Genomic DNA, 13487 nt, shown 5'->3' with positions numbered 1-13487 from the left:
AAAATGTTGTATTTAAAACAATTATTTTTGTTTTTTTAAAAACGCAATTAACTCTTGCGTTGCTTTCCCTCGGTGGCTGATTTCATTTTTGATTGCGGCAGATAACTGTGCAAATGTTTCTTGATATTGAAGTGGTTGAAAAATAGGATCATAGCCAAAGCCTTTTTCTCCACGTTTTTCCTCGGTAATTGTCCCTTTGGCAATTCCGGTAAATAAATGCTGTGCGCCGTTTGCATTCAAAGTGATAACGGTTTTGAATTGGGCATGTCGGTTTGGTTTTCCTTTTAAGTTTTCTAAAAGTTTGTCCATGTTGGCATTAGAATCTTTTTGTTCTCCAGCATATCTAGCAGAGAAAACTCCAGGTTCGTTGTTTAAGGTTTCGACTTCAAGACCTGTATCGTCTGCAAAACAGTCGTAACCGTATTTTTGAGTTACATAGTTGGCTTTTAAAATGGCATTGCCTTCTATGGTATCAGCTGTTTCTGGAATTTCTTCGAAGCAACCTATTTCTTCAAGGCTTACTATTTGAATGCTAGGGGGGAGTAGTTGCTGTATTTCGGCAATTTTATTTTTATTATTCGAAGCGAATACGAGTTTCATAGGTTTTATTTTAATGGTGTAAAGGTGTGTTTCTAAAAAAAAAGGAGGTATCGCCATTCTGTTTTTACAACTGTGACACACTAGTGAGATTGTCAGGAAAATAGAGGTCAGATAGTTTTGTGAATTCATCACCACGCATAAAGATCGAATTGTCTACCTCGCTATAAGCTGTTTTTCCGGCTGCCGCCAAAAGTTCGTTGGCAGCATGTAAAGTGTTTTTATGAAAATAATACACTCTTTCGGCTTTGTCAGTCACTACTAATCCCTTCATTAGCATTTTATCTTGGGTTGCAACACCTGTTGGGCAGGCATTGTTGTTGCATCGCAACGCTTGAATGCATCCTAATGAAAACATGAAACCTCGAGCACTATTGCATAAGTCGGCTCCCATGGCGATGGCTCTAAGTATAGAGTAGCCCGAAATGATTTTGCCGCTACCAATTACTCTAATTTTGTCTCGAATGCCCAGATTAATAAGGGTTTTGTTTACAAAGATTAAAGCGGGTTCAAATGGCATTCCTACACCGTCCGAGAATTCTAAAGGTGCTGCTCCTGTTCCTCCTTCGGCACCATCTACGGTAATGAAATCGGGAAAGCAATGTTGAACGATCATCTCGTGGCAGATGGCTTCGAACTCACTCGATTGACCGATGCATAATTTAAATCCAATAGGTTTGCCATTGGATAAGCTTCTAAGTTGTGCAACGAATTGAATGAGTCCGCTGGGGTTGTTAAAAGCAGTATGGCTGGGAGGGGAGAGAATGGTAGTGTGTGGTTCAACGCCTCTTATCTTTGCGATTTGCTCGGTATTTTTACTCGCAGGTAATACACCTCCGTGTCCTGGTTTAGCGCCTTGCGATAGTTTTATTTCTATCATCTTAACTTCGGGCTTGTTGGATTTATCTACAAATTTATCGGCGTCAAAATTTCCTTCTTTGGTACGGCATCCAAAATAACCAGTTCCTATTTGCCAAGTAATATCGCCACCTTGTAAATGAAATTCGGTGAGTCCGCCTTCACCAGTGTTGTGGTAGAATTCACCTTTTTTGGCACCTTTGTTTAACGCTACAATAGCATTTTCGCTCAAGGATCCAAAACTCATAGCGGATATGTTGAGAATAGAAGCCGAGTATGGTTGCTTGCAATCTGGGCCGCCTATTGTAACCCGTGGCATATCGTCATTTACTTTGGCGGGGAATATGGAATGTTTTATTCCTTCATAATTGGATTGATTAATGTCTAATTGTGTTCCAAAAGGAGTTGTAGCATCGATGTTTTTTGCCCTTTGATAGACTAGTGAACGCTCGTTTCTGGAAAAAGGTTTTCCGTCGGTGGTGCGTTCAATAAAATATTGCTGAATTTCGGGTGCAATCATTTCAAAGAAGTATCTAAAATACCCTAAAACAGGAAAGTTACGTAAAATAGCGTGCTTGTGCTGGATGCTGTTTAAGAAGCCTATGAATAATAAGGACACGCAGAGTATCGGAAATAGCACACTAGTCTTGAGATTGTAATAAGATAGGATGGATAGTATTAAAATGGCTATCCCGAAAATAAAAAACTTTTTTCTCATTGTAGATTGTATTAGCTCAAATAAATGGTGTTAAATATTGGTACAGGCTGCTGTAATTTGTTTTTTAGCTAAAACGCAATCGTACATATACGTGTTTGATTCCTTTTTTATCAGAGTCTCTTTCGTCAATTTCAAGAATGTCAGTTAGGGATTTTAACATGGGCGTCAGTTTAGGGAAGCCATAGTTTCTTGGGTCAAATTCTGGTTTTTTCTTCACGATTAAGTTTCCTACATCGCCAAGGAATGCCCATCCGCTGTCATCGGCAATATCGTCAATAGAGTCTTCGATAAGATCAATGGTAGGTTCGTCTATTTTATTAAGTGGTTTTTGAGTGTTTTTCTCAATAACTTTTTCGGTAGTTTTTCCGATTACTTTTTTGTTTTCGTTGTTTGTTGTTCTTTTAGGCGCGTTTTTCTTGATTGCACCGTCTAAAACCTCAATGAATACAAAACGATCACAAGCGCTAATGAAAGGTTTTGGCGTTTTTTGTTCGCCAATTCCAATTACTTTCATGCCAGATTCACGTAATCTAATGGCTAAGCGAGTGAAATCACTGTCGCTTGAAACGATACAGAAGCCGTCTAGTTTACCAGAGTACAGTAAATCCATTGCATCAATGATTAGAGCGGAGTCGGAAGAGTTTTTTCCAGAGGTATAACTGTATTGTTGTATAGGGGTAATTGCGTGTTCGAGTAAAACGCCTTTCCATCCGCCGGCATTTGGTCTGGTCCAGTCGGCGTAGATGCGTTTAGTGGTTGGTGTTCCGTACTTGGTTATTTCTTCCATCATTCCTTTTACGTTACTATAAGGAACGTTGTCGGCATCAATTAGTACGGCTAATTTTAATTCTTTGATATTATTTGACATGTATAGTTGTATTGAAATATTAGTCAAATATACAAAGTTTATTTTTGGATTTTGGATTTTTAGCCCTGATAGAAACGGCATCCTTTTACTTTTTTTCTTTAAAAAAGTAAAAGATATAGTGAATAGCAGGACTAGCTACAAAAAATAAATTTGGTTTCAAGACTTTTATAAAATATAAATAATTATTTTTGCAACTTCTTAAAATTAAAATTATTACTTAAATATATTATGGTAAAGGATTTATTCGAAAGAATTCAAAACAATAAAGGCCCGTTAGGGAGATGGGCTTCGCAAGCAGAAGGATATTTTGTTTTTCCAAAATTAGAGGGTGAATTAGGGCCTAGAATGCAGTTTGGTGGGGAAAACATTTTGAACTGGAGCTTGAATGACTATTTAGGTTTAGCAAATCATCCTGAGGTGAGACAAGCAGATACTGATGCAGCAATTCAATTTGGTGCAGCTTATCCTATGGGAGCGAGAATGATGAGTGGTCATACTAAATACCATGAACAATTAGAACAAGAATTAGCTGCTTTTGTAATGAAAGAATCAGCTTACTTATTGAATTTTGGTTACCAGGGGATGGTGTCAATTATTGACGCATTGGTTACTAAAAACGATATCATTGTATATGATGTAGATTCACACGCCTGTATTATTGATGGGGTACGTTTACACATGGGGAAACGATTTACTTATAAGCATAATGACTTAGAAAGTATGGAGAAAAACCTGCAACGTGCTACAAAAATGGCCGAAACTACTGGTGGTGGTATTTTATTTATTACCGAAGGAGTTTTTGGAATGCGTGGACAACAAGGAAAATTGAAAGAGATTGTTGCTATGAAGCAAAAATACAACTTCCGTTTACTTGTAGATGATGCACACGGTTTTGGTACTCTAGGAAAAACTGGAGCTGGAGCAGGTGAGGAGCAAGGTATTCAAGATGATATTGATGTTTACTTTTCGACTTTTGCAAAATCAATGGCTAACATTGGAGCTTTTGTGGCAGCTGATAAAGATGTTATTGATTATTTGAAATACAATTTACGTTCTCAAATGTTTGCTAAGGCGTTGCCAATGATACAAACAATAGGTTCGTTAAAACGATTAGAGTTGTTGCGTAATCATCCAGAATTGAAAGATAAATTATGGGATAATGTAAATGCGTTACAAAACGGATTGAGGGAAAAAGGTTTTAACATAGGAGATACAAATACTTGTATTACACCAGTATATCTTGAAGGAAGTATTCCTGAAGCGATGATTATGGTGAATGACTTGAGAGAAAATTACGGTATATTCTTATCTATTGTTGTGTATCCAGTAATTCCAAAAGGAATTATATTATTGAGAATGATTCCTACTGCTTCTCACTCAATTGATGATATTAACGAAACACTTGTTGCATTTGAAGCAATTCGTGAGAAATTAGTGAATGGTACATATAAAGAGATTGCAGCTAGAACTAAAGTAGATTTAGATGCTTAATATTTAATGTTCAGTGATCCGTTTTTAAAAAGTGATCCACTAAAATAAAAAAATCCATTCGTCGAGGCGAATGGATTTTTTTTATTTTGAAACTGATCACTCAAAACTTGATTGCTGACTACTCGTTTTTACAGTTCTTTTCTAAATGTTTTTCTACGGCAATAGATTACTGGGTCAAAATTTTTCCATAGTAAATGAATGGCGTGATTATCGGCTAATTCAGGTGTTCTAATGCAGGTTTCTATTCCTTTCTCGGTGAAAGTAGTGTGGTATTCCTTGAAAATAATGGCGTGAACTCCTTTGTTTTGGTATTCAGGATGCACTCCAATCAAGTAGAAAGTAACTTCTTTGCTGTTTTTTCTGGCGTTTAATAAATGGTAGAACCCAAAAGGGAATAGTTTACCATTGGCTTTTTGCAAGGCTTTGGAAAAGCTAGGCATAACAATGGCAAAGGCAACCAGTCTACCGTCTTTGTCTTCTACAAACTTGATGTATTCTGGATTGATAAAGCTGATGTATTTTTTCTTGAAATACTCTTTTTGTGTGTCTGAAATAGCAACAAAAGAAGATAAGCTAGCGTAAGAGGCATTGAATAAGTCAAACATCTTGTCCACATACGGCATCACGTCTTTGGTTTTCTTGAAGTTCAAAGATTTCAGTTGGTACCTCCTTTTGATTAATTCCTGTGCTTTGTCAAAATATTCTAGTTTGACATTCTTGAATGGGAATTTATTTTCTAGGTATTCTTTTTCGGGTACAAAACCTAATTGTTCGAAATGTGTTGCATAGTAAGGGTGGTTGTACCAAGTAATCATGGTTCCTAATTGGTCAAATCCTTCGGTAAGAACCCCTACTTTGTCTAGATTAGAAAAGCCCATTGGTCCTTCAACATGTTCAAGGTTGTTTTTTCGACCTAATTCATATACTTTTTCAAGTAAAGCTTTTGTAACTTCAATATCATTAATGGTATCAAACCAGCCAAAACGCACTTTCTTTTTTTGTTGGTCGTTGACTTCACTCCAATTGATGATTGCGGCCACGCGACCTACGATTTCATTGCCTTTGTAAGCAATATAAAAGTAGGCTTCGGCATTTTCAAAGGCAGGATTTTTAGTTTTGTCAAATGTTTCTAGCTCATCGGCAATAATAGGCGGAACCCAGAATTCATTGTCTTTATATAAAGAAAAAGGGAATTTGATATAATCTGTTAGTTCCTTTTTTGTAATCGCTTCTTTTATTGTAATCATGGTATTTTATTAGGGAGTATTGTCTATTGCGTCTTTTCGCTTTTGATTCTTTTTTTCTACTTTCTTTTGGGTTTTAGATTTTTTACCGCCTTTGTCTAAGCTCATTCTTACTTCTTTGTAATTAGCATCATAGCGCCATGAAAAACCGATGCCACCATACAAGATAGAAGGCGTTGTTTTTAAACTGCTACTGATAGAAGCGTCAATTTGTAAGTCTTTGTGCAGTAAGTAGGCAGCTCCACCACGTACGATGGCATCGCTGTAGAAATCACTTTTATAACCTTGGTTTTCGACAAAACCAGACCAATGCTTGTTGAATCCCTTAGTTAAAGTAAGTACGTAACCGTAGCTAGGGTAGTCTGTAGCGATGTAATCGCCTATAATATTTGTTACAAAAACCCATGATCCATCTCCCAAGTGATTTTGAGTGATTAACATTATTTTTGGAGATGCTTTTGGTTGATTTGGAAAAGCATACGGATTGTTGCCTACATTGAAATTGGCTCCTGCAAAGACAGATACAGCAGGAATTAATTGATGCCAATTGAATCTTTGATTGGCTTTCCAGCTGTAAATATTTGCTTTTTTCTCGTAGTTTTTAAACGGATCGTACAGTAAATATTTCGCTCCAAGGATGGTTTGCTTTAAACCACTTAATTTGTTTTCTTGAAAATTACTTGTTTTTATCTGATTTTGATATTGCAAATCGGCAATTAATTCTAATTGCTCCTTGAAAAAACCGTAACGAATGGTTAGGTCAAGTCCAAAACCATTTGCATCATAAGCTAGTAAATCATGATGTTCCTTGATTCCGTATATTCCTGATTCGACTTGAATTACAGATTTCCCTACTGCAAAGGCTGACATGGTTTCACCTGGGCGGTTAGAGTTTATTTCATCAGTGTGTTGTCCGTAGATAAGAGCGGGCAAACATATTAAAGCATAAAGGAGCTTGTTTTTAAGTGTGGACATATTATTTTTTTGAGATTAAAAGTAATAACGCATTTCAAATGTACTATATTTTATCATTTATTTAAGAATGATATTTTAATTTTGTCCCGAAGTTTCGATTAGGATTTATTAATTTTGTAAAAAAAAAATATAAAAATGATACAAACAGCCTCTTTTACAGGATTTATAAGAATACTGTTTTATATACTTGCTTCTTATTATATATTTAAATTTTTGGCAAAATTGTTTTTGCCTTTAGTGGTGAAAAAAGTAGTAGAAAAAGCAGGGCAAAGTTTTCAAGAACAACAACAACGTGCTCAAGGTGGTGCGTGGAATCAAACTCAGTCTAAAGATGAGGTGATTTATACAACCAAGAATGATAAAAACCCAAGAGAAACTAAAAAAGTAGGGGAATATGTCGATTACGAAGAAATAGATTAAATTTGGCCTTTTTACCAAACACACTTTTTTTAAACAAACACTCAAAAATTGAAAATATTAAATAAGTTCTATCCGCACGCTCTTGCCATTATGGGTTTTTTAATGGTATCTGTTCTTTATTTTTATCCTGTATTGCAAGGAAAGCAAATCTTCCAATCGGATATTGCTCAATATACAGGAATGGCAAAGGAGCAAAATGATTTTAGAGCAACAGAGCATATAGAGCCTTATTGGACAAACTCGGCTTTTGGTGGAATGCCTACTTATCAATTAGGGGCTAAGTATCCGTATGATTTTATTGGTGCGATTGATGATGCTTTGCGTTTTTTACCGCGTCCAGCCGATTATTTATTTCTATATTTTCTAGGATTCTACGGGCTTTTGCTTGTACTCAAAGTGGATCCTTTGAAAGCATTTTTCGGCTCTCTTGCTTTTGGTTTTTCGACCTATTTAATTATAATTCTAGGAGTTGGTCATAATGCTAAGGCACATGCTATCGGTTACATGCCGCTAGTCATTGCGGGATTTATTTTAGTCTATAGAAAAAAATATATTGTTGGTGGATTGTTGACCATGTTTGCAACAGCGTTAGAAATAAACACGAATCACTTTCAAATGACTTATTATTTGTTGATTTTCTTATTGATACTGTCTGGTTATTTTATTTATTTAGATATTAAAAGTAAGGAGTACAACGGTCTTTTGAAGTCAATAGGAGTCCTAGCTGTTGCTGGAATTCTAGCTATTGGAGCCAATGCGACTAACTTATTAGCTACTTCAGAATATGCGAGCTTTAGCACCAGAGGAAAAAGCGAGCTAACGTATAATCCTGATGGCTCAAAAAACACCAATACTAGCGCAATGACTCGTGATTATATTACAGAATATAGTTATGGTGTTGCCGAAAGTTTCAATTTGATAGCTCCAAGACTTTTTGGAGGTTCAAATCATGAGGCTGTTGGGAAAGACAGTAAAATGTATGAATTCATGATCGGGCAAGGTGTTCCAGATGCGCAAGCGACAGACTTTGCTTCGGGACTACCTACTTATTGGGGCGATCAACCTATCGTAGCTGCACCGGCTTATATTGGTGTGGTAGTTTTCTTTTTAGGAATACTAGCTTTGTTCATTGATGATCGTAAAATAAAATATGTATTCCTGTCGGGTGCAGTAGTTGCATTAGTGCTTTCTTGGGGTAAAAACTTCCCGGTTTTAACTGATTTTTTTATTGATTATGTACCCATGTACAATAAGTTTAGAGCAGTTTCATCCATACAAGTAATTCTAGAATTGTGCTTCCCTGTCCTCGCTATAATGGGACTGCAATCCTTTTTTAAGCTCGAAAAAGAACTACAGTGGAAACCAGTTTGGCAATCGACTGCAGTAGGTTTAGGGCTTATTGTTCTTTTGTTTTTTAGCAAAAGTATGTTTAGTTTTTCAGGTGCCAATGATAGTTACTATATAGAAAGTTACGGTCCTCAATTTGTAGAAGCTTTAAAGGGAGATCGAATGAGCCTGTACAGTGCGGATTTGTTGCGTTCTGGGTTTTTTATTGTTTTGATTTCCGCTATTTTATGGCTATTTACTAAGAATAAGATCGCTCAAAATACAGCTATTATTTTGATCGGATTGTTCATGGTTTCTGATTTGTTTTTTGTGGATAAAAACTATGTTTCATCCAAAGATTTTGTGAGTGGTAGAGAAGTTGAAGTTCCGTTTCAAGAAACTGCTGCCGATGCTGAAATTTTAAAAGACACCTCACATTACCGTGTTTTTGAGGTAAACGGAAATTTTTCTAGCGCAAGAGCATCTTATTTCCATAAATCAATAGGTGGCTATCACGCAGCAAAACCTAGACGCGTACAACAGTTATTTGATTATCAAATAGCCAAAAACAACTTGGACGTACTGAACATGTTAAATGTTAAATATGTGATTCAAACGGACAAAGAAGGAAAAGAATTTCCTATCATTAATCCAGATGCCAATGGGAATGCGTGGTTTGTAAGCGATGTGAAATTGGTGAATAAAGCCAATGACGAAATGCAAGCTTTGAATAAATTAGATACCAAAAGAGCAGCTGTGTTTAATTTACACTTGTATGGTGATAAGTTCAAGAATGCTCGATTGAAACGAAACTTAGATACAACCGGCACTATAAAACTAGAGGTATACAAACCCAATTACATAAAATATGCATCAACTAGTAAAAATGAAGGCTTAGTTGTTTTTTCTGAAATTTATTATGAAAATGGATGGAATGGTTATATTGACGGCGTAAAAACAGAACATTTTCCTGTTGATTATGTTTTAAGGGCAATGATTATTCCAGGAGGAACACATAAGATAGAGTTCAAGTTTGAACCAGAAGTCATTAAAACAGGAAGTATAATCACTTTAGTAAGTATTGCGGGTATGTTGCTGTTGTTAGTAGGAGGGATTTATTTCGAAAGAAAAAAAATCAATAAATAAAAGATACGTATGTAGAGACGCGCTTCCGTGCGTCTTTTTATAAAATAGAAATATTGAAGCCTGAATCAAAAAAAGTTCTTATCATAACGTATTATTGGCCACCTGCGGGAGGACCAGGAGTGCAGCGTTGGTTGAAATTTGTAAAATATTTACCAGATTTTGACATCCAACCTATTGTTTATATTCCAGAGAATCCCACCTATCCTATTATCGACCAAAACTTAGTTCATGAAGTTTCTGGAGAAACAGTTGTGCTACAGCATAAAATTTTTGAGCCCTATCAATTGGCTTCTTTTTTGTCGAAAAACAAAACAAAAAAAATCAGTTCAGGTATAATTCCAAATCAAAAAAAGCAAACTGGATTAGATAAAGTTTTTCTTTGGGTGAGAGGAAACTTGTTTATCCCAGATGCGCGTGTTTTTTGGGTCAAACCATCCGTTTCCTATTTAGAAAAGTACATCGCTGATCATAATATAGATACCATTATCACATCTGGGCCACCACATAGTTTGCATTTGATAGGATTGCAGTTGAAGCAAAAATTGAATCTTAAATGGTTTGCTGATTTTCGTGATCCTTGGACTACAATAGGGTACCATAAATCATTGCGATTGTCTAATTATGCCGCCAAAAAGCACAAGAAACTTGAGCATGTTGTCTTGAATACAGCCGATACAATTATTGTGACGAGTAAAACTACTAAAGCTGAATTTCAAGCCATAACCAATAAGCCGATTGCAGTAATAACAAATGGATATGACGTAGAACCGGTGGTAAATGAACCGCTTGATACACTATTTTCACTCGCACATATAGGATCTTTCTTGTCTGAAAGGAATCCGAAAATTTTATGGGAATGTTTACAAGAATTAATTGCTGAGGTATCTGGTTTTAAATCACATTTAGAGTTAAAATTAATAGGAGCAGTCAGTCAAGAAGTATTAGACGCCATAGCGCATTATGAGCTCAATCCGTATTTAAAAAATTTAGGATACGTGTCACATGCTGAAGCAATAGCCCATCAAAAAAAGTCCCAAGTTTTATTATTGATCGAAATAGATTCTGAAGATACCAAAAGTATTATCCCAGGTAAATTATTCGAATATATGGTTTCAAACCGCCCTATAGTTGCAATAGGCCCGAGAGATTCTGATTTTGCCGAAATTATCACAAGCACGAATACCGGTGTGTTTTTTGAGTATTCGGATAAAGTGAAATTAAAAAGAGTAATTTTGGATTTTTATAATCAGTTTTTAGAAGGAAAATTACAATCTAATGGAGTAGGATTGCAAAAGTTTTCCAGAAAAAATTTGACTAAAGAATTGGCTAAATTGCTGCAATAAAAGGAATTAGCGCAATGCTTTGAACTTTTGAACCTTAAAATTAAAATCCTAAAATGGGAATAGTATTAAATCAGTCTTTAAAGAATACAATAATAACTTATATCGGTTTTGGAATAGGAGGCGTAAGTACTATTTTTTTATTCCCTCATATTTTAGGTAAAACCTTCTACGGACTATCTAATTATATTCTTTCGTGTGCCAATGTGATTATGCCGTTGTTTGCCATTGGGATGCAAAATACTTTGGTAAAATTCTATTCACAATGTAAAACAGAAGAAGAAGAAAGCCGTTTTATGTCCTTTACGGTGCTATTTCCTTTGTTTTTGAGTATTCCATTGCTTTTAATTGGTTTGCTTTTCTTTGATGATATTTCGTATTTCTTAACCAAAAAAAATGCAATTGTAAAAGATTTTATTTGGCTTATTCCATTCATAGGGTTATGTATGGCTTATTTTGAAATATTCTATGCGTGGGCAAGAGTACACATGCATTCTGTTTTTGGTAATTTTATAAAAGAAGTTGGTTTACGGTTCGTTTCTTTGTTAGGACTGCTCGCTATTTACTTCAAGTGGATGACTATAGTTGAGTTTATCTATTATACAGCAGCCATTTATTTCTTGGCTTTTTTAGTAACCATGTTGTATGCTTTTCGAATTAAAAAGCCTGTTTTTCAATTTGTAATCCCTTCAAATGTAAAAGAGATCTTAGTATATACTTTTTATATTATTTTGTCAGGAAGTGTTGCTAATTTGCTGTTGGATGGTGACAAGATCATGCTCAATCAGTATATGGATATTGGTAATATTGCTTTTTATTCGGTTGCTACTTATATTGCTTTAGTTATTTCGGTGCCAAGTAGAGCGATGCATCAAATTGTGTATCCTATTACAGCAAAATTGATGCACAATGACCAACATGATGAACTGAATGAATTGTACAAAAAAACCTCTATTAATTTACAAATAGTAGGTGGTTTTGTAATGCTTTGTATTTTTGTAAATATCGAACAATTGTACGAGATGATTCCTAAAGAATATAGTGGAGGAATTTTAGTCGTATTTATGATTGGTCTATCTAAGTATTTTGACCTCATTTTAGGGAATAACAATGCTATTATTTTTAATACCAAGTATTATAGAGCCGTTTTGTTTTTAGGTGTTTTACTAGTTTTTTTAACAGTAGGTCTAAATATGATTTTTATTCCTATATATGGTATCATGGGAGCTGCATTTGCTAGTTTGTTATCTATCACCATTTATAGTTTAGCTAAATTAATGTTTGTTGTTAAGAGATTGCATTTATATCCTTTTACTTTACAAACGGTATACTCTTTAGTATTAACAGTGCTGTTATTTGGACTATTCTTCTTTTGGAAATTTCCTTTTTATCCAATAGTAGCCATTGCACTAAAATCAATATTGGTAACAATAGCATACGTTTATCTCAATTATAGGTTTGTAATTTCAAAAGAGATTAATGGAGTAATTGACACGGTTCTAGGAAAGCTAAAACTAAAGTAATAAGAACTAATTGATGTTACAAGCAGGTAGCGGTTTTAAGTAAGTTGTTTTTTCGAGTATTTTGTTTTTTAATGTATTGATTTTTAATAATCTAAGTATGTGGTAATCTTGTAATGTTTTCCTTTTAATGCATACTATTTTATAATTTATAAAAAGTATTTTTATCCGATGAGTTTTCAAATAAAACAAATAAGGAGTGTCTTGCCTTTCGTAGCAGCACTTTAAGATAGTAGTAGCGACCAAAAAGGATGGGGCTTTAAACGGTAATCAATTGTAATTTACAATTGAGAAAGTTATTTTTACAGCTTTAAATTTGGTTTGTAACTCTATTCTATGATTTTTTTTGGCAGTGCATTTTTTTTGAAAAATCACTAAAAGTGGGTATTGTGATAACTAAATTAACTGCTTAATTTTATACTCTCTTTACAGAGGATCAAATAAGGATTTATTACGAAAATTTAAAAGCTACAAAAATGGAAATCAATACTTTAACGCCAGAGGAGAATTTCTCTAAATTTTCAAAAATTTTGAAAAAAAAGATAAATAATGGTTTTACTATAGTGGAGCGAAATGATAAATTACCCTTTGCTGTTTTGACTAAAAAGCATAAAAAAGTAAATCATAACTTTAACTTTTTAATTTCTTGTATTACTTTCGGTTTATGGTCTTTGCCTTGGTTTTATATGACTTGCGTTTCAAATAAAGACAAAGTCATTTTGGTAGCCTTAGATGAAGATGGAAATCCATTTGAAGACAAATGCTTTAACTAGGGCTTGCTGAAAAAGTATTCTCAATTTTCATATAACTGGATTTAATTTTACCAAATAATCACTTTCATAATTGGGATTTCTTAAGAAAAGAGATGAAATCAGGTCATTCAAAAAGAGCCAAAAATATTCCTTGTTTAGCTTTAGAATATTCATCACAAAGAATATGGCACCTATCCAAGATTCGCTGGTTTGTGCCAATCTTGCCATAATC

At 34.7% G+C, this 13487-nt stretch carries 12 protein-coding genes; 6 read left to right on the top strand and 6 right to left on the bottom strand.

Going from position 1 to position 13487, the window contains the following annotated elements:
• Window positions 1-21: 21 nt before the first annotated feature.
• The 3 genes from H8R24_RS09670 to H8R24_RS09660 form a co-directional block, all read right to left on the bottom strand.
• Window positions 22-600 (bottom strand): non-canonical purine NTP diphosphatase, encoded by a 579-nt coding sequence (locus tag H8R24_RS09670; protein ID WP_187018499.1) that lies wholly within the window; start codon window positions 598-600, stop codon window positions 22-24.
• 64 nt (window positions 601-664) lie between these two features.
• The gene (locus H8R24_RS09665; RefSeq protein WP_187018501.1) at window positions 665-2173 is read right to left on the bottom strand and encodes an FMN-binding glutamate synthase family protein; all 1509 of its coding nucleotides are present in this window, start codon (window positions 2171-2173) and stop codon (window positions 665-667) included.
• 64 nt (window positions 2174-2237) lie between these two features.
• Entirely contained in the window at window positions 2238-3041 is an 804-nt protein-coding gene (locus tag H8R24_RS09660; protein WP_187018503.1) for an NYN domain-containing protein, read from the bottom strand.
• Between the two features lie 228 nt (window positions 3042-3269).
• Between H8R24_RS09660 and H8R24_RS09655 the strand changes: the two genes are divergently transcribed.
• Window positions 3270-4532, top strand: coding sequence for an aminotransferase class I/II-fold pyridoxal phosphate-dependent enzyme (locus H8R24_RS09655; protein ID WP_187018506.1), 1263 nt, complete (start codon window positions 3270-3272; stop codon window positions 4530-4532).
• A 128-nt stretch (window positions 4533-4660) separates the two neighbouring features.
• On the opposite strand, the gene H8R24_RS09650 is transcribed toward H8R24_RS09655, so the two are convergent.
• Together H8R24_RS09650 and H8R24_RS09645 are read right to left on the bottom strand one after the other, a co-directional pair.
• Window positions 4661-5779, bottom strand: coding sequence for a GTP cyclohydrolase (locus H8R24_RS09650; protein WP_187018508.1), 1119 nt, complete (start codon window positions 5777-5779; stop codon window positions 4661-4663).
• 9 nt (window positions 5780-5788) lie between these two features.
• On the bottom strand, window positions 5789-6751 hold the full coding sequence (locus H8R24_RS09645; RefSeq protein ID WP_187018510.1) for a transporter: 963 nt from the start codon (window positions 6749-6751) through the stop codon (window positions 5789-5791).
• A gap of 135 nt (window positions 6752-6886) precedes the next feature.
• Here H8R24_RS09645 and H8R24_RS09640 point away from each other — a divergent pair, with 135 nt between their 5' ends.
• The 5 genes from H8R24_RS09640 (at window position 6887) to H8R24_RS09620 (ending at window position 13276) form a co-directional block, all read left to right on the top strand.
• A complete protein-coding gene (locus H8R24_RS09640) occupies window positions 6887-7171 on the top strand; it encodes a DUF4834 family protein (RefSeq protein ID WP_222617387.1) in 285 nt (94 codons plus the stop codon).
• A 48-nt stretch (window positions 7172-7219) separates the two neighbouring features.
• On the top strand, window positions 7220-9643 hold the full coding sequence (locus H8R24_RS09635; RefSeq protein WP_187018513.1) for a YfhO family protein: 2424 nt from the start codon (window positions 7220-7222) through the stop codon (window positions 9641-9643).
• A gap of 53 nt (window positions 9644-9696) precedes the next feature.
• Complete coding sequence (locus tag H8R24_RS09630) at window positions 9697-10986, top strand: glycosyltransferase family 4 protein (protein ID WP_187018515.1); 1290 nt, start codon at window positions 9697-9699, stop codon at window positions 10984-10986.
• A gap of 53 nt (window positions 10987-11039) precedes the next feature.
• A complete protein-coding gene (locus tag H8R24_RS09625) occupies window positions 11040-12506 on the top strand; it encodes an oligosaccharide flippase family protein (protein WP_187018517.1) in 1467 nt (488 codons plus the stop codon).
• 473 nt (window positions 12507-12979) lie between these two features.
• Entirely contained in the window at window positions 12980-13276 is a 297-nt protein-coding gene (locus H8R24_RS09620) for a hypothetical protein (RefSeq protein ID WP_187018519.1), read from the top strand.
• A gap of 27 nt (window positions 13277-13303) precedes the next feature.
• Here the strand turns inward: H8R24_RS09620 and H8R24_RS18060 are convergent.
• Window positions 13304-13487: hypothetical protein (locus H8R24_RS18060; protein WP_222621508.1), on the bottom strand; the 184-nt coding region annotated here is incomplete at its 5' end.

The organism is Flavobacterium muglaense, assembly GCF_014305155.1.
GTDB lineage: Bacteria > Bacteroidota > Bacteroidia > Flavobacteriales > Flavobacteriaceae > Flavobacterium > Flavobacterium muglaense.
This window is presented reverse-complemented; position numbering and strand designations above follow the sequence as displayed.